Here is a 20,112-nt window from a genome sequence, read left to right as displayed (position 1 = left end):
AAATCTACACTTATTTTTGAATTGTGCAAAATTTATATTATTTTTGCCAAGAATTTAATATTCAATGCTACAGAGAATACAAACTATATGGACGTTGTTAGCAGTTTTGGCTGCTGTTTTCCTTTTTATAACAGGACAGGATGTTGCCGTTTTTAGCAATATTCCCGTGATTAATATTGGATCTATAGTACTTGTTATTGTTGGTGCATTAAGTATCTTCAGTTTCAAAAACAGAAAAAGACAAATTTTGCTGAATACGATCAGCATCATTATAAACGCTTTGTTGATTGGTGTATTGGCGTACTGGTTACTAAACTTATCCGGAGGAATTGATTTTCCTGAGAAGGGTATTGAGCCGGTTTTCCCATTGGTAGCGGTAATATGTCTGCTTATTGCAAATGTATACATCCGTAAAGATGAGAGGCTCGTAAAATCTGTAGACAGACTTCGATAGCCTTACAACGATTTTTTGAGTGAGAACAGTTCCCCAGGGAGCTGTTTTTTTTTATTTTTACAGCAATGTTTAAAAGTACCACCCATAAAATCAGTATAATAGGAGTCTTCTTAGTGGCAGGATTCTTTATTGCCTATCAGATTCAGAATAAGGAAGATCAGGAAGCCGAAAAAAAAACAAGTTTCTACCTTACCGATATCCATGAGAATGTGGATGATGATTTAAAAGCAGGCTATTTATTTAGCATCAACAATATCACATATAAACCCGGTACTTATCATTATGAACTTCATACTAAAGCCAATGATGAAAGAGTAATCTTTCTCTCCGGAAATAACTTATTTAATAGTAATAACGCTATTGATTTTAGCTGGCGCCAAACTATCCCCCCTTACAGAATCATTAAAAAACCTAAAGCAGATACTCTCTATATCATCAAAAATGGAAGAACGATTGCTTTTCCCAAATATCTTGTACATAACGAATAAACATATGAAAAAACTGACTTATCTTACAGTATCACTTTTCTCTGTATTCTCTTTCGCCCAGGAGGTTTCAAAAGAAAGAGTTCAAACAGTACTTTCCACCCTTGCTTCCGATGAAATGAAAGGCCGTGAGATCGGAACTCCTGAAAACGATAACGCAGCCAATTATATTGCCAAGCTTTTCAAAGAAAACAATCTGGAATACTGTACAGGAAATTCTTATCTGATCCCTTTCGATTATAAAGGGAAAAAAGCGTATAATGTTTGTGGAATCAAAAAAGGGAAAACAAACCAATATCTTGGCTTCTCCGGACATTTTGATCATATAGGAACCAGCAATAACCCTGGTGATAATATATACAACGGTGCAGATGATGATGCCAGCGGAATTACCACTTTAGTAGGTATTGCAGATTATTTTAAAAAGAAAAAACCTGAATTCTCAATGGTTTTTATGGCGTTCAATGGAGAAGAAAAAGGAATGCTGGGCTCCAAGGCGATTTCTACAGATAAAAATCTGGATCACATCTACAATAATATGACAGCACTTTTCAATTTTGAAATGGTTGCTACCGAATCTCAATGGGGAAAGAATGCAATGTATATGACCGGAGACGAATTTTCTGACCTTGATGAGCTTTTCAACACTCATGCTGCAAACGGATTAAAAATACATGCAGATCCGTATGCTAAGCAACAGTTATTTTACCGTTCAGATAATGTAAGCTTTGTAAAAAAGAAAATCATAGCCCACTCATTCTCTACTGTGGATATGACGAAAGCCTCTCATTATCACCATGAAAATGATGACGTTAATATTGTAGATTTTGATAATATGACGCAGATCATCAATAACTTTGGAAAAACATTGGATCAGCTTAATCCTAAGAATTTTGCTCCGAAGTATAATGACCAGGTAAGATTTTAATTCACTATTCATCGTAAGAAACCGCTACTCCAGCGTTTTTTTTAGAATAGTACTTATCCATATACCACTTCAAAATTCGTCTTAATTTATAGCAAAAAGAAAATTCATAAGTAACAAATTGTAACAAAAAGACATTTTTTGAAACTTATCCTTTAAAGTAAAATAGGATTAAGAACGTCTTATCTTTTAATTTTACGTAATTTTGCTATCCAATTTTTTCATTGAATGAACCAATATATTAAAATACTAAAGTTCGCAAGACCACACCAAAAATACATCTACGGAAGTTTGTTTTTCAACCTTATGTACTCTGTATTTCAGATTGCTTCCTTAGGGACTATTCTACCGGTTTTGGGAATGCTTTTCGGAACCATTGAGGCCAAAAAATACAGCCATCCTCCTGTTTATTCTGGAGAGATCTTAGACTTTTTCTCTTATGCAAAAGAATACGCCAATTATTATGTTCAGACCTTAGTAACTGAGCATGGAGCACTCAACGTTTTGGCGTGGCTTTGCGTGATAACAGCTTTTATGTTTTTACTGAGAAACCTTTTCAGATATTTAGGTTCATTTTTACTGATCAATTATCGTGTAGGAGTTACTAAAGACCTTCGTGGAGCCATGTACAGAAAGATTCTTGCTTTACCTGTTTCCTTTTTTACGGAAAGCAAAAAGGGAGATCTAATGTCCCGTATGTCCAATGACGTAGGCGAAGTAGAAGGGAATATTTTAGGAAGCTTAGTTGAATTGATCAATGCACCTTTTATGCTAATCAGCACATTGGTAACGCTTTTCTTTTTAAGTACAGAAATGACGCTTTTCTCACTTTTGGTATTGCCCATAATGGGAACTATGATTGCTTTAATAGGAAAAAGCCTGAAAAAGGATTCTCACGAAGCGCAGCATGAAATGGGAAATATTTTCTCTATTGTAGATGAAACATTGAAGTCTACCAAAGTGATCAAAATTTTCAGCGCAGAAAAAATAATGGACACCCGTTTTATGCAGTCTATGCAAAAATGGATTACCAGTTCAATAAACTTAGGCAGAAAAAAGGAATTAGCCTCTCCTATGAGCGAATTTCTAGGTTCAGTTACATTCTTAATTATTGCCTGGTATGGAGGAAAACAAATTATTGTAGAACAAAGTATTTCACCTGCAGATTTCCTTGTTTTCCTTGGTATTTTCTTCCAGATTTTACCTCCTGTAAAAAGTTTATCTCAGTCTATCTCGAATGTTCAGAAGGGAGAAGCTTCCCTTGAAAGAGTTTTAGCGATTCTTGATGCGGATGTGAAAATAGACGAAATCCCAAATCCTGTTTCTATCTCAACATTAAATAGTTCCATCGAATTTAATAATATTGGTTTCTACTACGATAAAGACCATACAATTCTTAAAAACTTCTCTCTTTCTATTCCTAAAGGGAAAACCGTAGCTCTTGTTGGGCAAAGTGGAAGTGGAAAAACAACCATTGCCAACCTTTTAGCGAGATTCTATGATGTTTCGGAAGGAGAAATTTTGATTGACGGAACAGATATCAAACATTTAAAGCTACAGGAATACCGTAAACTATTGGGAATGGTAACTCAGGAGTCTGTATTATTCAATGATTCTGTTTACAATAATATCCTGATGGGTAAACCTGATGCGACAAAAGAGGAAGTAATTGCTGCCGCTAAAATTGCCAATGCAGACGCATTTATCACCAGACTTCCTGAAGGATATGATTCCAATATCGGAGACGATGGAGGGAAGCTTTCCGGAGGCCAGAAACAAAGGGTATCTATTGCAAGAGCAGTATTGAAAAACCCACCGATTATGATTCTGGATGAAGCAACTTCCGCGTTGGATACAGAATCTGAAAGATTTGTACAGGATGCCTTAGAAAAAATGATGGAAAACAGAACCTCACTTGTGATTGCTCACCGTCTTTCCACCATCCAAAAAGCAGATTGGATTGTAGTAATGGAGAAAGGTGACATTGTTGAACAGGGAACTCACCACGACCTTATTGCCAAAAAAGGTATGTATCATAAACTGGTTGAGCTACAGAATTTCGACTAAAACAATTTTAATTAATTTAAAATGAATCCCATACAAGAGTATTTCTACAGAATTAAAGAACCTGAAAGAAGTACTCTTCTTTTTTTGCGTGAAAAAATCCTCGCATCAGATACGGAAAATATTACCGAAACGTTCAGCTTTGGACTTCCGTTTATCAAGTATAAAAAGAAAATGCTGTGTTATTTCTATTACAGCAAGAAGTATAAAAAGCACTATATTAGTTTTTACCACGGAGATCGTCTGGATCATCCGGAATTGATACAGGATGGCAGAAAGAAGTTTAAAATCTTCCTGATTGATGTGGAACAGGATTTACCTTTAGAATGGATTCTACAGCTTACAGAAGAGATTAAAAAATATATTAAATAAAGAACTTTACAAAAAAAAGAGAGCCACACAGACTCTCTTTTTTATATAAAATACATTTTAGTTTTCCTTCAATTTGGCAATCACATCAAGACCGCCTTTTGTAATATCACCAATCTTACAGATAATTTCGGTATCTAAAGGAAGAAATACGTCCATTCTCGACCCAAATTTGATGAATCCAAACTCATGCCCGGCTTTTGCTTTATCTCCTTCATTACAGTAGAAAACAATCCTTCTTGCCACATATCCTGCAATCTGTCTGAAGACTACTTTATGGTTGGTTAAAGTCTGTACCGCTACCGTTGTTCTTTCATTTTCTGTAGAAGACTTTTCATGCCATGCTACCAGATACTTTCCAGGGTGATACTTTTTGTAAATCACTTCTCCTGAAACCGGATATCTACAAATGTGAACATTCAGCGGAGACATGAAGATGGAAACCTGAATAGCTTTTCCTTTGATGAATTCATCTTCCTCTACTTCTTTAATCATTACTACTTTTCCGTCTACCGGAGCAATAACGTTTTCTTTGTGATCAAGGATCGTACGGTTTGGTACTCTGAAAAACCAGAATACAAGACAGTAAATAACCAACAAAGGCATAATGATCAGCAGTGACCATATTTCAAGGAAATAGATTGCCGACACTCCCACTACCAAAAAAAGTAGGGTTGCTACGGTAATCGTTCCTTTTGATTCTCTATGTAATTTCATGAGACTAAATAAATTTTTCTAAAATAAAGTACAAATATACGACAGGAACGCAGATAATAAAACTATCAAGCCTGTCTAATACTCCTCCGTGTCCCGGAATGATGTTTCCGCTGTCTTTCACCCCGAAATTTCTTTTCAACTGGCTTTCCACCAAATCTCCCAATGGAGCAAAAGCGGCTACCAGAAACCCTACAAACATCCAGTTTCCTCTTAATTCAGGTTGGTAGTGTTCTATAAAGTAAGAAAGCACAAGGGTTAAAACAACGCCTCCAATATATCCTTCCCATGTTTTCTTAGGAGAAATCTTAGGAGCCATTTTATGTTTTCCGAAAAATTTCCCTACCAGATAGGCAAAAGTATCACTACTCCAAATCAGGATAAACAGAAAAAGCACTTCCAGAGAGAAGGCATCATTATAGCTTGAGAACTTAGGCAGTCCCAGTGCAAAACTAAACGGCAAAGCCACGTAAATGACCGTAAAGATCAGTTTTCCGCTGTCGAAGTATAATTCGCTAGGATATTTAAATAAAGTGACTACAGCGATTCCAATGAGGGAAAGTGCCAGAATTTCACTCAATCTGAAATCAAAAAAGAAATCATGATTAAAATATCTTTTGGAAAACATATAAAATATGAAAATGACCAATGGATACACGATCCATTTTTCATATCCTTTCCCAAATTTCATAATCTTAACACATTCCCATGTACCCACGAGAAGTAAAAGACTTATCAGTGCATAATAAAGATATTGCTGTTTAATAAGGCCTGGGGCAATATTGTTGATCAGTTGTGCTCCCAGCGGAGTTGAACAAAGAATGATGACAGCTACATAAACTATCCCTGAAATGGTTCTTTGAATGAGATTTTTGTCCAAAATTTAAAGTTTAGAAGTGGGTGCTTAATCTTCAAGCAGCAGTAAAAACAGTTTCACGTTGGAATTGGCAGAACTGTCCATTTTTGATTGGCTTCCGCTGATGGAAGTAAGGTTCTTGATATTTCCGTTTCTTTTTATTTTTCCCATGGCATCATTCAGGTTATTCACAATCTGTGAAACGTTGGCAATGATGATAATTTTATCTGGGAGTCTTGAAGAGTGGTAATGGAGAATATTGTTATGTGAAAGCATGATTCTGCCATCATAGGCAATCAAATATTCACAGGTGATGAATGCGGCATCATTGGACGGCTGCAGTTCTGAGGTATAGGTGGATTTCACAACATTTAAAAAGTTCTGAAGTTCCTTATCCCAACAGAAAAGATTACCGATACCTTCTATTTTGATAATTTGATTTAAAGTTTGTAGAGCTTCCGCTTCATCTGCACAATAATTAAAAAATCCCCCCGAATGCGTAAATAATTGGGCAAACTTATAGTCGAGATCCGCATTTTTCAGCGAATCCCCAAGCTTCTCCAGGCTCTGTTTCTCGTCTTCCTCAGGCTGGTTGGTAAGTTTGCTTACAATCCTCTTGAATAAATTCAACTTAATCTATTTTTAGTCAACTTTATACAAAAATAGAAAATAAATTATAATAGAGTTCAAAATATCTCTTTAAATATGAAAAACCTGACAATTTTGAGGTTGTCAGGTTTTATAAATTCTATTTTTTTAGAGTATTAAAGCTGTGTTGGGCTTTCTGGAGCCTGTATTTCGCTTTCTTCTTCTTTCTCTTTAATTTGAGGGGTTTCCAATGCGATCTGCTGATCTTTTTCAGGGATGGTATTGGTAACCGGTTTCTCTGTCAATTCAGGATCCCATGCTCTTTTTCCGAAAATTTCTTCCAAATCTTCACGGAAGATCACTTCTTTCTCCAAAAGTTTGTTCGCTAGTGCATCAAGCTTATCTTTATTCTCAGTAAGAATTCTGATCGCTCTGTCATATTGCTCACTTACAAATCTCTTAATTTCATCATCAATGACCTCTGCCGTTTTCTCAGAGTATGGTTTTGAGAATGAATAGTCAGACTGACCTGAACTGTCATAGTAAGAAACGTGTCCTACTTTTTCGCTCAATCCATAAATCGTAACCATGGAATTCGCTTGTTTGTAAGCTCTTTCTAAGTCATTCTGCGCTCCTGTTGAGTAATCACCCAAAGCAACCTGTTCTGCTGCTCTTCCTCCTAAAAGGGAACACATTTCATCCAGCAGCTGTTCAGTTGTTGTGATCTGTCTTTCTTCCGGAAGATACCAAGCTGCTCCTAAAGAACGTCCTCTTGGTACAATGGTTACTTTCAATAATGGAGAAGCGTGCTCTGTAAGCCATGAAACGGTAGCGTGACCAGCTTCGTGGAAGGCAATTCTTCTCTTTTCAGAAGGTTTGATTGCTTTATTTTTCTTTTCAAGTCCACCTATAATTCTGTCTACAGCATCAAGGAAGTCCTGCTTCACTACAAATTCGTGGCTATTTCTTGCTGCAATAAGTGCTGCTTCATTACATAAGTTAGCGATATCTGCACCACTGAAACCAGGGGTTTGTTTTGCTAAGAAGTCTCTGTCTACACTGTCATCAAGCTTGATTTTCTTTAAGTGAACATCAAGGATCTGTCTTCTTTCGTGTAATTCCGGAAGATCTACATAGATAGAACGGTCGAAACGTCCTGCTCTCATTAACGCTTTATCCAGGATGTCTGCTCTGTTCGTTGCAGCCATTACGATAACGTTGGTATCTGTTCCGAAACCATCCATTTCAGTAAGAAGCTGGTTCAGGGTATTTTCTCTTTCATCGTTTCCACCGGAGAAATTGTTTTTTCCTCTGGCACGTCCGATTGCATCAATCTCGTCAATAAAGATAATAGCCGGAGATTTAGCTTTTGCCTGAGCAAAAAGGTCTCTTACTCTGGAAGCACCTACTCCTACGAACATTTCTACGAAATCTGAACCTGAAAGTGAGAAAAACGGTACTTTAGCTTCACCCGCAACAGCTTTTGCCAATAAGGTTTTACCTGTTCCCGGAGGCCCTACTAAAAGTACTCCCTTCGGAATTTTACCTCCTAGTTTGGTATACTTTTCTGAATTTTTCAGGAAATCAACTACTTCCTGCACTTCTTCTTTAGCACCTTCTAATCCTGCAACATCTTTAAATGTTACCTGAATTCTTTCTTTTTCATCAAAAAGCTTCGCTTTAGATTTACCGATAGAGAAGATTTGTCCGCCAGGACCTCCGCCACCGCCCATCTTTCTGAAAAGAAGGAAATAGAACAATCCAAGAATGGCAATCCAGATCAACGCAGAAACTAAAATATCTGTGAACGGACTTTTACCAGTTCCATAGTCTTTAGTCGTTTTAATAGCCGGATTGGACGCTTTAACCTGATCAAATTTTTGAAGGAAAAGCTGAAGATCTCCATATTTTACAGTAAAATCTGCCTTAGGAGCCATATCCAGGGCTGAAAGAGGGTTGTTTTCTTTGGAAGTTTTGGCAATAGTAGCCGCTTTTGCTTCTTTGGTAAGGAAAACATCTGCTTTCTCTATGTCTTTGTATATAATTATATTCTGGACTTTCCCCGCCTGCATTTCTCTAAAGAAACCATCTTCATCAATAGATTTTGCGGCTTCACCACCAAGAAAATTGGAGGCGAAAAATAGCAAAAGAGCTACGATTACAATAGGAAAGAACCAGTTGAATCCCTTATTATTCATTTATACTTTTTAAAATTTTATTATTCATTTTCAATTCTGGTGATGACAGCGTCACCCCAAAGCTCTTCTATATCGTAGTACTCACGTACATCTTTTTGGAATATATGAACCACCACGGAAACGTAATCTACCAATACCCACATTGCGTTTTCGGTACCTTCTACGTGCCAAGGTCTGTCTTTTAGGTCGTTTCTCACTTTCTTCTCTACACTTCCTGCTAATGCGGCAACTTGTGTATTGGAGTTTCCACTGCATATTACGAACGTTTCCGCTACGGAGTTTTCGATGTTGGAAAGGTCAAAGATCATGATATCTTCTCCTTTTACATCTTGAAGTGCTTCAACGATTTTATCTGTTAGTGCTTGTTTTTCTGCTGTTTTATTCATTAAAAAAATACTATAATCTGCAAATTTATTGTTTTTTCTTTACTTTAACCTTACTTTTACTCCCTTAATGTCTTAAAGTTTTCTTAAATGAGCCAACTCTTCTACCTGAAAGAATGTTCTTCTACTAATGACGAAATATCAAAGTTTTTACTTTACGAAAATTCAGATTTTATTGGATTGCATACTTTTAATCAAACTAAAGGGCGTGGTCAGTATGGAAATGTATGGACTCAGACTGCCGAAAAAAATCTAGCTTATACGCTGGCAGTGAATACTCAAAACATTCTGTGCTCTGATTTTATATTCAATTATTATACCGCAATTATTGTCAGGGATTTCCTTGCCATATTGGCTGATTCTGAGGTAAAAATTAAATGGCCGAATGATATTATCCTTAAAGGTAAAAAAATAGTGGGAATATTGATTGAAAAGAAAAAAATTAATCAAAATAATTATTTCATTATAGGAACCGGCATCAATATTCTCCAGGAAAAATTTGATGAAATATCTAATGCGGGATCGCTTCTAACCCAAACAGGCCAAGTTTTCGATCTGGAAGACTTCGCTCTCAACTTTCACACCTATGTGTCTGAACAATTGAAAAACATCCCTTCTGATGAGGAAGTTCTGGCCATGTTTAACCAAAACCTGTTCCGTAAGGATGAGATCTCGGTTTTTGAAATTGGAAAAGAGCGACAAAATGGCATCATTCGAAATGCAGACGAAAAAGGAGAAGTCTGGATCGAACTTGAAAACGACGGATTGCGTTCTTTCTATCACAAAGAAATAAAGCTCCTTTACTGATTGGCTCTTTTGATATAAAGATAAAGGGTAAGCGGCAAAAACACCAGGTTAGGCAGCCACATTGCTAAAGCCGGAGACAGGCTTTTATTTTCGGATACAACTTTTAACGCTTCAAAAGAAAACACAAAAATAAAGGCCATTGAGATCCCTATCGCAAGGTTAATCCCTAATCCTCCCCTTTTCTTTTGGGAAGATAATGAGAGTGCCAAAAAGGTTAGTATGATAATAGAAACGGGCATTGAGGTTCTCTGATGTAGCTCGTTAAGATAAGAATTCAAGTTACTGTTTCCTCTTGCTTTTTCTCTTTCAATAAATTTTAAAAGTTCCGGGGTTGTTTTATTTTGTCCCAGAAGTTCGTTAGGGAAAAGTTCTTCCGGTGAATGGCCGTAGTTTTTTCTAAGCTCCATTCCGTTATTAATCTTCTCGGAATTGTCTTTATTGATTGTTTTTTCGAAAAAGTTATTTAAAACGAACTGCTTTTTTTCTTTATCCCAATATACATCACCAGCTTTAAGCTCGTATACCATTCTTCTGTCTTTATCAAACTTCTGATAAACAAAGCTGGATCCTCTTTTTTCTCTTTTATTCCAGGAATCCACAAAAATGTATTCTGTTTTACTGAGCTGTGAAGAGGCAGGGGCAGTTCCTAAGATTTTTTCTTTGTTGGCCGCATTATAAGTATAAGCTTCGAGTTCGTTTTTCTTGATATTAGCCCACGGAAGTACCATATGATATACCAAAAGGGCCATTACTGCGATTAAAATAGAAGTATACAGATAAGGTTTCGAAAATCTGTGAAAGCTTGCTCCACTACTGATGATGGCCACAATTTCGGTATTGTTTGCCATTCGGGATGTGAAATAGATCACCGAGATAAAAACCAGAATAGAAAGGAAAGTTACCACAAGGTTAACGATCCAGAAAGGATAAAAGTGAATCAGGAAATACACCAAATCAAGCTTCGGGTCAATAGCCTTTGCGTTCTCTATCCTTGGGATTTTCTGCTGCACATCAATAACAAGCACCACTATAGACAAGAGTATAAGCATGAAACTGAAAGTTCCAAGGTACTTTTTAATGATATATCTGTCTACAATTTTAAGCATAATTTTCTTACAGTCTTTGTCTAAGAACCGGTACTACAGAATTCTTCCATTCATAAAAATCTCCTGCAAGGATGTGCTCTCTCGCTACTTTTACCAAATCAAGATAAAAGGCAAGATTATGGATTGAAGCAATCTGTTTTGCCAGATATTCTTTAGATACAAACAGGTGACGAAGATACGCTTTTGAATATTCACGATCTACGAAACTGGTTCCAAATTCATCCAAAGGCGAAAAGTCGCGCTTCCATTTTTCATTTTTAAGGTTCATTACCCCCTGCCATGTGAAAAGCATTGCGTTTCTTGCATTTCGGGTAGGCATTACACAATCCATCATATCAATTCCCAAACCGATAGATTCCAAGATATTCCATGGAGTACCAACCCCCATCAGGTATCTTGGTTTTTCTTTTGGTAGAATATCTGTTACTTCATCTGTAATTCTGTACATTTCTTCTTCCGGTTCTCCTACTGAAAGTCCTCCGATAGCATTTCCTTCAGCTCCTGCTTCAGAAATTACTTCTGCAGAGATTTTTCTCAAATCTGAATAGGTTGATCCTTGTACAATAGGGAAAAGTCTTTGTTTATGGCCGTATAACTCCAGATTTTCGTTCGTCCAGTCGATACATCTTTTTAACCAACGGTGCGTAAGTTCCATGGATGATTTTGCCTGGTTATAATCACACGGATATGGAGTACACTCATCGAAAGCCATAAAAATATCGGCTCCGATCTGTCTTTGAATTTCCATTGATCTCTCCGGAGAGAACATATGATAACTTCCGTCGATGTGAGATTTGAATCTTGCACCTTCCTCAGTCATTTTTCTGTTGCCAGCCAAAGAAAAAACCTGAAAACCTCCTGAATCTGTAAGAATAGGAAGATCCCAGTTCATGAATTTATGCAATCCTCCTGCGTCCTGCATAGTTTCCATTCCGGGACGAAGGTAAAGGTGATAGGTATTTCCCAGAATAATCTGAGCTTTAATGTCTTCTTTTAATTCTCTCTGATGAACTGTTTTCACGCTTGCTACAGTTCCTACAGGCATAAAGATGGGCGTTTGAATTTTCCCGTGATCTGTAGTTAGTTCCCCTGCTCTTGCTTTTCCTTCAGAGGTTTTTTCTATATTAAAAAATTTCATTTGTCAACATTTTTTAAGTCACCCTTTCACTGGTGATTTTTGTAAAATAAAATCTAGAGTTCGGTTATCTTACCATGGGAGGCATATTTCCGTTCTGTTTCAGTTTTTCTTTTACATATTTATCCGCTTTGGGATCTTTCTTTAATAATATTTCCTGGGCATCGTTGGTTATGCCGTCCATTTTTTCTTTAATCACATAATATTTAAAACTTTCAACAAAGTCGTCAGGTTTTACGTTATGGGATTTAAGGACAAATCTTGTACCGGCTTCCAAATTTTTATTCGGGTACATAAAAATTGCCTGATCATTGATTGCCAAGTCGGCTATGATAGCAGCCATTTTATCTTCATCTACAAGATTTTTAGGCTTATCTATAAAATCACTGCATGAAAACAGTCCCAGCAAAACGAAAATGAAGATCAGTTTTTTCATAATCTGTTGATGATGGATTTCCATTTTAAGTTTAAAACTCCAAATACCGCTTCGTGAATGATGCCACCATTCATTTTGCTTTCTCCTAAAATTCTGTTGGTAAAGATGATGGGAACTTCTACAATTTTGAAATTCTTTTTGTATGCTCTGAATTTCATTTCAATCTGAAATCCGTAGCCTTTCAGTCTTACATTATCCAGGCCAATTTCCTCCAACACCTTTCTTGAAAAACAGACAAAACCTGCGGTAGTATCATGAATAGGCAATCCTAAAACAGATCTTACATATTTGGATGCAAAATAAGACAACAGCACTCTTCCCATTGGCCAGTTGACTACATTCACTCCTTTTGAATAACGGGATCCAATAGCCATGTCAGCATTGAGGCAGGCTTCGTAGAGCTTGGGAAGGTCATTAGGATTGTGGGAGAAATCGGCATCCATTTCAAAAATATAATCGTAATTGTTTTCGATGGCCCATTTAAAACCATGAATGTATGCTTTTCCCAACCCGTCTTTTGTATGTCTTACCGACAGATGCAGGTAATGAGGGTGTCTTCTCTGTAAATCTTTTACCAATTCTGCAGTTCCATCCGGAGAAGAATCATCCACTACTAATACATGAAAGTCATCCTCCAATGCAAAAACCGCGGAAATAATATTTTCAATATTTTCCTTTTCGTTATACGTTGGGATAATGACGAGTTTTTTCATTTCAGTTTGCAAAGATAGTTTATTTAACCTTTTTATTTTATACAAAATAATCTATAATTTTGCAAAAAATATTTCTCACGGATTAAGCGAATGAAACAGAAACTTTTATTCCACGAATCTGAATGGTAAGCGAAATCAGCGGGAGCATATATTTAAAGCAATACATTTCACAACCCAGGCCATAAGAAAATGTATGCCAAGCTGTGAATTTGGGAATTAAATAAAAATTAAAAAAATAAATTTTGCCGTCATCACAAAACTTCATCAATCATGTAAGAATACCTGAGAATAATGACTGGGTAATCTTTATACTCGTAGGGTGCATATTTTTATATGTTTTCATGATGAACATTATAGAAAGAGATGCCAGTCTTAAGGATTTTCTGCTTCAGAAATATTTTGATGCGAGCAACAACCTTCCGAGCTGGATCATCACGTCCTGTGTGATAACCCTTACCCTCTCTGTTTTAATTTCACAGTATATTCCTATTGTTCCTAAATATGTTGCCGACCTACAGGTTTTGGGATATCAGCTGAATAAGTTTGGGTATACTTTTATTACGGTTTTGCTTTTTTATATGACGAGGTCTACTTTAGGCTTTTTATTTTATCAAAGTATAGGGGACGGAAAAAGATGGACCATTTTTTATTTTACCTCTACCAAGTTTTATTTTATTCTTTCTTTTTTGCTGATAATTCTGTGTGTGGCCCATTATTATTTCCCAATCGATAAGAATAGAATGTTTCTATATTATTTCCTGTTCTTTGCTTTTGTGTTTATTTTCAAAGTTTTTTTCTATTTATTTCACAAGAACAAGATTCTTCCTGAGAAATGGTATTATAAATTTTTGTATATTTGCACCCTCCAAATCGCACCATTGTTATTGCTTTGGAAGTTGTTATTTTATTAATAAATGTCAATGATGAGAATAAAGTCTATATTGGTTTCTCAACCAGCGCCTAGTGAATCTTCTCCATATTTGGATATAGCGAAGAAGGAAAAAATAAAGATTGATTTCCGCCCATTTATCCACGTCGAAGGGGTTGACAACAAAGAACTCAGAACACAAAAAATAGATCTGACGCAGTATACCGGTATTATATTTACCAGTAAGAATGCGATCGACCATTACTTCAGACTTGCAGAGGAGCTGCGTTTTGCGGTTCCGGACACAATGAGATACATCTGCCAGTCGGAAGCAATTGCCAATTATCTTCAAAAACACATTGTGTACAGAAAAAGAAAGATCAGCTTTGGGGAGAAAAACTTCGCAGATCTGCTTCCTCTTTTCAAAAAATTCCCGTCTGAAAAATATCTGTTGCCATCTTCAGATGTATTAAGCCCGGATATTGTAAAAACTCTTGATGCTTCTAATGTAGAATGGACAAGAGCGATCATGTACCGTACAGTATGCAGTGATCTTACAGACATCAATGTGAAAGATTATGATATGCTGATCTTCTTCAGCCCGCAAGGAATAAAATCTTTACAACAGAATTTCCCAGACTTCAAGCAGGATGAAACAAAGATTGGTGTTTTCGGAAATACCACTTTAGCTGCAGCAGAAGAAGCGGGATTAAAAGTAGATCTAATGGCTCCTACGAAGGAAACTCCTTCTATGACAATGGCCCTTGAAAAATATATTAAGGCTCTACACAAGTAACCCTTACTACCAACATTTGAAACCACCTCTCCCATCAAGAAGGTGGTTTTTTTATGCATAAAAATTCCCTGAAATAATTTTATTCTTATCTATTTCTACCTTGAATCCATCGATCAAATAAAACAATTTCCATCAAATTTCATCACGAACAAAAACAATAAAAACAGTAAAAAATAATTCTTTCATCCAATATTACATAGAAAGGCTACCAAAAATTTAACAGCCTTTCTTATATTTGAACAAGAATTAACAATGAATACAACGACCCTGTAGAATATCAATATACAGGACGTAAAAAATTAAAATATAGGATGAAAGCTCCACAGGCAAAAAAAATAGAAAAAATATTAGAAACTCACGGTGACAGAAGAATTGACAACTACTTTTGGCTCAATGAAAGAGAAAATCCCGAAGTCATCAAGTATCTTGAAGAAGAAAATGCTTATGAGGAATTCATCATGAAAGACACTGAAGCTCTTCAGGAAGACCTTTTTGAAGAGATGAAAGCCCGTTACAAAAAAGATGACGAATCTATTCCTTATATCTTTAACGAATACTGGTACATCGTACGATATGAAGAAGGTAAAGAATATCCTATCTTCTGCAGAAAATACAAAAGCCTGGATAACGAGGAAGAAATTGTTCTTGATGTAAATATTTTAGCGGAAGGTGAAAACTTTTTTGAAGTAGGAAGCGTTGCTGTAAGCCCTAATAATGAATTGGCTTCTTTCTCTTCCGATAACGTAGGAAGAAGAATTTACACATTGAACTTTAAAAATTTAAAGACTGGAGAAATTCTTTCAGATAGTATTCCCAACACCACAGGAAAAGCTGTTTGGGCCAATGACAACCAACACGTTTTTTATATCAGAAAAGATGCAAGTCTGCGTGCTTTCCAGGTATACAGGCACCAGCTAGGGACAGATTCTTCTGAAGACATTCTGATCTTTCATGAAGAAGACGAAACCTTCGATGTGAATGTATTTAAAACAAAATCACTACAGTATATTTTCATTGCCAGCTCCAGTACCATTTCTGATGAACATCGCTTCATCCCATCTGACGATGTATTTGCAGACTGGACCATTATACAGCCAAGAATTGATGATTTAGAATATTCTGTAGAACATTATGAAGATGAGTTCTACATTATTACCAATGCCGATGATGCAACCAACTTTAAAATTGTAAAAACAAAAATCAGCAATTGCGGAATGGAAAACTGGACAGATGTTATCCCTCACCGTGCAGAAGTGTTGTTGGAAGGTTTTGAGATTTTCAAAGATTATCTGGTTCTTGAAGAAAGAGAAAGAGGATTGCTTCAAATTAAAATTATTGATGAAAAAACCCAGGAATCTCACTACCTGCCGTTTTCAGATCCGACTTATACCAGCTATATTGGCATCAACCTTGAGTTTGATACTGAAGTGCTACGCTACGGCTATACTTCTTTAACACAGCCAAGTTCCACTTACGAATATAATATGAAAGAAAAAACGACCCAACTTCTGAAACAACAGGAAGTACTGGGAGGAAAGTTCTTTGCTGAAAATTATATTTCTGAAAGAATATGGGCAGATTCCAGAGATGGAGAAACAAAAGTTCCAATCTCTCTGGTTTATCATAAAGACACAAAAAAATCAGCAGATACCCCTCTTCTTTTATATGGATATGGAAGTTATGGCCATACTGTAGATGCAAGTTTCTCCAATGTAAGATTATCGATCCTGGATAGAGGATTCATCTATGCTATTGCTCACATCCGCGGAGGAGAATACCTGGGTAGAGAATGGTATGAGGATGGAAAAATGCTGTTCAAGAAAAATACCTTCTTCGACTTTATTGATGCCGGAAAATACTTAATAAAAGAAAACTATACGTCATCTGCTCATATGTACGCCATGGGAGGCAGTGCAGGCGGTCTTCTTGTAGGGGCAGTAGTGAACTATGAGCCTCAGTTATTCAATGGAATTGTTGCACAGGTGCCTTTCGTTGACGTTGTTACAACCATGCTGGATGATACTATTCCTTTAACTACCGGAGAGTATGATGAATGGGGAAATCCTAATGATGAAGAATATTATCATTATATGAAAGACTACTCTCCTTATGACAATGTAGAAGCTAAAGAGTATCCACATATGCTGATTACTACAGGATTCCACGACTCTCAGGTGCAGTATTGGGAACCTGCAAAATGGACAGCAAGACTAAGAGAGTTGAAAACAGACAACAATATTTTGGTATTCAAAACCGATATGAGCTCTGGACATGGAGGCGCAAGCGGAAGATTTGAATCCTTAAAAGAAGATGCGTTGGAATACGCATTCCTGTTAAAGATCAACGGTAATTCGTAAGTGATATAGGATGGACAGGCCTGAGTATTGTACAATTTTCGACTTTACAACTTGCTGCCATTAATATTATCAAAGAATTATCTTCAAAAAAGAAGAAATGCTTACCGTAGCTTCTTCATATAGAAAAATGTTGAAAAATTAATTTCATCATTGATCAGTTATTATATATTATTTATAGAATTATGAACGAGTCCGAATATTGGAAAAAAATAGAACAGTTTTTTGAAGACAACTTCCAGACGGAAAAAAATCCACCCATCGAAACCTTATTATTTCTAATAGGACTTCGGGAACTGGGTAGTGGTCAGCAGAAATACACAAAAGACGATAAAGTGAATCTTATTCACATTGCTGTCTGCAGATTGATGGAGCCTTTTGGGTATTATAAATTCACACATTATGAAAACGGATGGCCTCAGTTTGAAAAGCTGGAAGACCTTCCGGAATTAAAGCCTAATGAGCAGTCACTGCTTATGAAGAAGGCTATTATTCAGTACTTTCAGGAAGAAGAATTACTATAAAAACAAAGCTTGGATATTATCCAAGCTTTTTATATTTCATCCCTACAGATCTGGCTGTGTTTTTTATAGCATCTGCTTTAAAACATTCTCCAGCTGGGTAAGCCCCATGGTAAAACCACCTTCAAAACCCATATCAAACATTTTCTTCATGATTTCCTGAGACTGATAATGAATATTAACCGTTACTTTTGTTCCTTCTTCTACTCCAGTAAAACCAATCAGCCACTTTGATTGCGGCGCGTCTTCGTCGATATTTCCGTTCTCATCGCAGAAAGCACTCATCCAATCGAAACTTCTATGCTGAATGATTTCACCATATTTCGAACGGGAATAGGCTTTTTCACCATTCGGACCTACCATCGCATATAGCCAGACTCCATTTTCTTTAAAATCCTGTTTGATGGTTTCGCACCGCCAAGGTTTAGGACCCCACCATTGGTCTAGCAGTTCAGATTGGGTAAAACTATCCCATACTTTTGAAACATCAGCATCATAAATTTTCATGACATACGTACTTTTCGAGTCAAAATCTTTGTTGAAAATGATATTAGATTCCATAAGTAATTATTTTTAATAAAGTTACCTTTTTTATTTATAGAAAGGACTTTTCGTATGACAAGTAAAATATAATTCATAAATAATTGTTAAAAAACACTCTTTTAAGAGAAAAAAAACAATTTTTTGGCTCGTTTTTTGTTTATGTAATCTTAAAACAATTAATTTTAACATTCATCTTTCCAAAACATATATAATTAAATAATGAATAACAAATTCATCCCAATAATTTCGGTGTTTATGACAATCTCACTGATTGTCTTCGTGACGCTCCAATTTTATTGGTTGAAAGGCTATTACGGTGTACTGGAACAGGATTTTTCAAATAAAGTATATGCTGTTTTGGAAAGTACTTCAAAAAGTATTGAAGAAATTGAAGCCGACAAATATCTGAATAAAGATATCAAAGACTTCAGAAAGAATATTATTGCCAATAGTAAGCAACCTTCTTTAACTACGATTCAGCAGGTAGAAGATTCCGGAACTCAGAGACAGATCATTTATTCTAAAAATATTATCTCCAATACACAGCTTCCTATCTCTAAAAAAGGGGATTCTGTAAAGCTGACTACGCTTTATACAGACGAAGCTGCTTATAAAATAAAAAGAGACACAACCAATCGTGAACTTCTGACTACAGATATCAATCAGGATATTGAAACGGGAGATTACTCTATGAAGGAATTTGTAAAAGTATATGGCAAAAACCTTCCTATCACCAAAAGAGTTGACCCCAAAGCTCTTGATTCTGTGATTACCAAAGAATTGAAAATAAGAGGAATTACAGCAACTTTTGGCTACGGAGTTCTGGATAAAAACAGTAAACTGACCAGTGTTGCCAACAAAGCCTACAAAGAGAAAAAAGATAGCAATACATATAGTTATCCTCTTTTTACAGACAAAAAGAATACACTTTACAGCCTTGCTTTAGTCTTCCCGAAAAAAGAATATGCCCTGGCAATGAACAACTGGCCAATGCTTTTGGGAACTTTCCTTTCCCTTCTTACTATATTGGGAATTTATATTATCTCCATCAATTATATGATGAGACAGAAAAAACTTGCTGAAGTAAAAACAGATTTCATCAACAACATGTCTCACGAGTTCAAAACACCTTTAGCTACAATTTCTGTGGCAACAGATTCTTTGGCCAATGATAAGATTGCAACCAATCCGGATAAAGTAAAATATTATTCAGAACTGATAAAGCAGGAGAATCTAAGGATGAAAAAGCAGGTGGAAAACGTTCTCAACATGTCTAAGCTTGAACGAAATGAAGTAGAACTTTTCTTAAAAGAAACCAACGTAAGAGAGCTGATCAAAAAAACAACAGAATCTTTCAATCTGATTGTGGAACAGAGAAAAGGATCTCTTACCCAAGAGTTCAATGCCACTCATTACAACTTTAAAATAGATGAATTCCATATCTCGAATATGCTGGTCAACCTCCTGGACAATGCCAATAAGTATTCACCAGAAGCACCGGAAATTCATGTAGAAACAAGAAATGAAGGATCTTTATATGTGATTGAAATTTCAGATAAAGGGATGGGAATGGAAACTCAGAACAAAACCAAGATTTTCGAAAAATTCTTCAGAGAAGAAACCGGAAATATACATAACGTAAAAGGACAAGGGCTGGGACTTTCCTACGTTAAAAAAATTGTAGAACTCCACAAAGGAGAGATTATTGTAGACTCTCACAAAGGAAAAGGAAGCAAGTTTACAATCAAACTGCCAATGGCGTAATTAATAATGGAATATCTATTCCTAAAGACAATA

General features: G+C 36.1%; 21 protein-coding genes. 11 read left to right on the top strand and 10 right to left on the bottom strand.

Annotation, left to right across the window (positions count from 1 at the left end; translation table 11 throughout):
* Window positions 1-64: 64 nt before the first annotated feature.
* From ACL9RH_RS16265 to ACL9RH_RS16245, 5 genes are all read left to right on the top strand, one after another.
* Entirely contained in the window at window positions 65-454 is a 390-nt protein-coding gene (locus tag ACL9RH_RS16265; protein ID WP_422694413.1) for a DUF4293 domain-containing protein, read from the top strand.
* 65 nt (window positions 455-519) lie between these two features.
* Window positions 520-942, top strand: coding sequence for a hypothetical protein (locus ACL9RH_RS16260; protein ID WP_422694412.1), 423 nt, complete (start codon window positions 520-522; stop codon window positions 940-942).
* Between the two features lie 4 nt (window positions 943-946).
* Window positions 947-1,867, top strand: a complete 921-nt coding sequence (locus ACL9RH_RS16255; protein WP_422694411.1) for a M28 family peptidase — start codon at window positions 947-949, stop codon at window positions 1,865-1,867.
* 225 nt (window positions 1,868-2,092) lie between these two features.
* Complete coding sequence (locus tag ACL9RH_RS16250; RefSeq protein WP_422694410.1) at window positions 2,093-3,931, top strand: ABC transporter ATP-binding protein; 1,839 nt, start codon at window positions 2,093-2,095, stop codon at window positions 3,929-3,931.
* Window positions 3,932-3,952: 21 nt separating this feature from the next.
* Window positions 3,953-4,300, top strand: coding sequence for a DUF1801 domain-containing protein (locus ACL9RH_RS16245; RefSeq protein ID WP_422694409.1), 348 nt, complete (start codon window positions 3,953-3,955; stop codon window positions 4,298-4,300).
* A 57-nt stretch (window positions 4,301-4,357) separates the two neighbouring features.
* Here ACL9RH_RS16245 and ACL9RH_RS16240 read toward each other — a convergent pair whose 3' ends face one another.
* The 5 genes from ACL9RH_RS16240 to rsfS form a co-directional block, all read right to left on the bottom strand.
* Complete coding sequence (locus tag ACL9RH_RS16240) at window positions 4,358-5,014, bottom strand: phosphatidylserine decarboxylase family protein (protein ID WP_422694408.1); 657 nt, start codon at window positions 5,012-5,014, stop codon at window positions 4,358-4,360.
* 4 nt (window positions 5,015-5,018) lie between these two features.
* Window positions 5,019-5,891, bottom strand: a complete 873-nt coding sequence (locus ACL9RH_RS16235; protein ID WP_422694407.1) for a phosphatidate cytidylyltransferase — start codon at window positions 5,889-5,891, stop codon at window positions 5,019-5,021.
* A 24-nt stretch (window positions 5,892-5,915) separates the two neighbouring features.
* Window positions 5,916-6,497, bottom strand: a complete 582-nt coding sequence (locus ACL9RH_RS16230) for an LUD domain-containing protein (protein ID WP_422694406.1) — start codon at window positions 6,495-6,497, stop codon at window positions 5,916-5,918.
* Window positions 6,498-6,631: 134 nt separating this feature from the next.
* Complete coding sequence (gene ftsH, locus ACL9RH_RS16225; protein ID WP_422694405.1) at window positions 6,632-8,653, bottom strand: ATP-dependent zinc metalloprotease FtsH; 2,022 nt, start codon at window positions 8,651-8,653, stop codon at window positions 6,632-6,634.
* Window positions 8,654-8,673: 20 nt separating this feature from the next.
* Window positions 8,674-9,039 (bottom strand): ribosome silencing factor, encoded by a 366-nt coding sequence (gene rsfS / locus ACL9RH_RS16220; protein ID WP_422694404.1) that lies wholly within the window; start codon window positions 9,037-9,039, stop codon window positions 8,674-8,676.
* An 87-nt stretch (window positions 9,040-9,126) separates the two neighbouring features.
* Between rsfS and ACL9RH_RS16215 the strand changes: the two genes are divergently transcribed.
* Window positions 9,127-9,843 (top strand): biotin--[acetyl-CoA-carboxylase] ligase, encoded by a 717-nt coding sequence (locus ACL9RH_RS16215; RefSeq protein ID WP_422694403.1) that lies wholly within the window; start codon window positions 9,127-9,129, stop codon window positions 9,841-9,843.
* Here the strand turns inward: ACL9RH_RS16215 and ACL9RH_RS16210 are convergent.
* The 4 genes from ACL9RH_RS16210 to ACL9RH_RS16195 form a co-directional block, all read right to left on the bottom strand.
* Window positions 9,837-10,949: an LptF/LptG family permease gene (locus ACL9RH_RS16210; RefSeq protein ID WP_422694402.1), complete on the bottom strand. Its 1,113-nt coding sequence runs from the start codon at window positions 10,947-10,949 to the stop codon at window positions 9,837-9,839. The genes ACL9RH_RS16215 and ACL9RH_RS16210 overlap by 7 nt on opposite strands.
* 7 nt (window positions 10,950-10,956) lie before the next feature.
* On the bottom strand, window positions 10,957-12,087 hold the full coding sequence (gene tgt, locus ACL9RH_RS16205) for a tRNA guanosine(34) transglycosylase Tgt (RefSeq protein ID WP_422694401.1): 1,131 nt from the start codon (window positions 12,085-12,087) through the stop codon (window positions 10,957-10,959).
* Window positions 12,088-12,151: 64 nt separating this feature from the next.
* Entirely contained in the window at window positions 12,152-12,520 is a 369-nt protein-coding gene (locus ACL9RH_RS16200; RefSeq protein WP_422694400.1) for a DUF4296 domain-containing protein, read from the bottom strand.
* Entirely contained in the window at window positions 12,517-13,233 is a 717-nt protein-coding gene (locus ACL9RH_RS16195; protein WP_422694399.1) for a polyprenol monophosphomannose synthase, read from the bottom strand. Before ACL9RH_RS16195 ends, ACL9RH_RS16200 begins: the two co-directional genes overlap by 4 nt.
* Before the next feature lie 242 nt (window positions 13,234-13,475).
* Here ACL9RH_RS16195 and ACL9RH_RS16190 point away from each other — a divergent pair, with 242 nt between their 5' ends.
* From ACL9RH_RS16190 to ACL9RH_RS16175, 4 genes are all read left to right on the top strand, one after another.
* Complete coding sequence (locus tag ACL9RH_RS16190; protein ID WP_422694398.1) at window positions 13,476-14,144, top strand: DUF4271 domain-containing protein; 669 nt, start codon at window positions 13,476-13,478, stop codon at window positions 14,142-14,144.
* Window positions 14,145-14,156: 12 nt separating this feature from the next.
* A complete protein-coding gene (locus ACL9RH_RS16185; RefSeq protein ID WP_422694643.1) occupies window positions 14,157-14,897 on the top strand; it encodes a uroporphyrinogen-III synthase in 741 nt (246 codons plus the stop codon).
* A 311-nt stretch (window positions 14,898-15,208) separates the two neighbouring features.
* Window positions 15,209-17,254, top strand: coding sequence for a S9 family peptidase (locus ACL9RH_RS16180; RefSeq protein ID WP_422694397.1), 2,046 nt, complete (start codon window positions 15,209-15,211; stop codon window positions 17,252-17,254).
* A 182-nt stretch (window positions 17,255-17,436) separates the two neighbouring features.
* Window positions 17,437-17,775 (top strand): hypothetical protein, encoded by a 339-nt coding sequence (locus ACL9RH_RS16175; RefSeq protein ID WP_422694396.1) that lies wholly within the window; start codon window positions 17,437-17,439, stop codon window positions 17,773-17,775.
* Window positions 17,776-17,838: 63 nt separating this feature from the next.
* On the opposite strand, the gene ACL9RH_RS16170 is transcribed toward ACL9RH_RS16175, so the two are convergent.
* Entirely contained in the window at window positions 17,839-18,333 is a 495-nt protein-coding gene (locus tag ACL9RH_RS16170) for an SRPBCC family protein (protein ID WP_422694395.1), read from the bottom strand.
* A 201-nt stretch (window positions 18,334-18,534) separates the two neighbouring features.
* On the opposite strand from ACL9RH_RS16170, the gene ACL9RH_RS16165 reads away from it, so the two are divergent.
* The gene (locus ACL9RH_RS16165) at window positions 18,535-20,079 is read left to right on the top strand and encodes a sensor histidine kinase (RefSeq protein WP_422694394.1); all 1,545 of its coding nucleotides are present in this window, start codon (window positions 18,535-18,537) and stop codon (window positions 20,077-20,079) included.
* Window positions 20,080-20,112 lie beyond the last annotated feature (33 nt).

It is taken from the genome of Chryseobacterium sp. Mn2064, assembly GCF_049319685.1.
Taxonomy (GTDB): domain Bacteria; phylum Bacteroidota; class Bacteroidia; order Flavobacteriales; family Weeksellaceae; genus Chryseobacterium.
Note: the sequence above shows the minus strand (reverse complement) of the source record. Positions and strands in the feature narration are given on the sequence as shown.

Excerpts from the sequence above, each read along its gene's own strand:
- ACL9RH_RS16265 (WP_422694413.1), top strand. The coding sequence starts at position 65 with ATGCTACAGAGAATACAAACTATATGGACGTTGTTAGCAGTTTTGGCT.
- ACL9RH_RS16260 (WP_422694412.1), top strand. The coding sequence starts at position 520 with ATGTTTAAAAGTACCACCCATAAAATCAGTATAATAGGAGTCTTCTTA.
- ACL9RH_RS16255 (WP_422694411.1), top strand. The coding sequence starts at position 947 with ATGAAAAAACTGACTTATCTTACAGTATCACTTTTCTCTGTATTCTCT.
- ACL9RH_RS16250 (WP_422694410.1), top strand. The coding sequence starts at position 2,093 with ATGAACCAATATATTAAAATACTAAAGTTCGCAAGACCACACCAAAAA.
- ACL9RH_RS16245 (WP_422694409.1), top strand. The coding sequence starts at position 3,953 with ATGAATCCCATACAAGAGTATTTCTACAGAATTAAAGAACCTGAAAGA.
- ACL9RH_RS16240 (WP_422694408.1), bottom strand. The coding sequence starts at position 5,014 with ATGAAATTACATAGAGAATCAAAAGGAACGATTACCGTAGCAACCCTA.
- ftsH (WP_422694405.1), bottom strand. The coding sequence starts at position 8,653 with ATGAATAATAAGGGATTCAACTGGTTCTTTCCTATTGTAATCGTAGCT.
- rsfS (WP_422694404.1), bottom strand. The coding sequence starts at position 9,039 with ATGAATAAAACAGCAGAAAAACAAGCACTAACAGATAAAATCGTTGAA.
- ACL9RH_RS16215 (WP_422694403.1), top strand. The coding sequence starts at position 9,127 with ATGAGCCAACTCTTCTACCTGAAAGAATGTTCTTCTACTAATGACGAA.
- ACL9RH_RS16210 (WP_422694402.1), bottom strand. The coding sequence starts at position 10,949 with ATGCTTAAAATTGTAGACAGATATATCATTAAAAAGTACCTTGGAACT.
- tgt (WP_422694401.1), bottom strand. The coding sequence starts at position 12,087 with ATGAAATTTTTTAATATAGAAAAAACCTCTGAAGGAAAAGCAAGAGCA.
- ACL9RH_RS16200 (WP_422694400.1), bottom strand. The coding sequence starts at position 12,520 with ATGAAAAAACTGATCTTCATTTTCGTTTTGCTGGGACTGTTTTCATGC.
- ACL9RH_RS16195 (WP_422694399.1), bottom strand. The coding sequence starts at position 13,233 with ATGAAAAAACTCGTCATTATCCCAACGTATAACGAAAAGGAAAATATT.
- ACL9RH_RS16185 (WP_422694643.1), top strand. The coding sequence starts at position 14,157 with ATGAGAATAAAGTCTATATTGGTTTCTCAACCAGCGCCTAGTGAATCT.
- ACL9RH_RS16180 (WP_422694397.1), top strand. The coding sequence starts at position 15,209 with ATGAAAGCTCCACAGGCAAAAAAAATAGAAAAAATATTAGAAACTCAC.
- ACL9RH_RS16175 (WP_422694396.1), top strand. The coding sequence starts at position 17,437 with ATGAACGAGTCCGAATATTGGAAAAAAATAGAACAGTTTTTTGAAGAC.
- ACL9RH_RS16170 (WP_422694395.1), bottom strand. The coding sequence starts at position 18,333 with ATGGAATCTAATATCATTTTCAACAAAGATTTTGACTCGAAAAGTACG.
- ACL9RH_RS16165 (WP_422694394.1), top strand. The coding sequence starts at position 18,535 with ATGAATAACAAATTCATCCCAATAATTTCGGTGTTTATGACAATCTCA.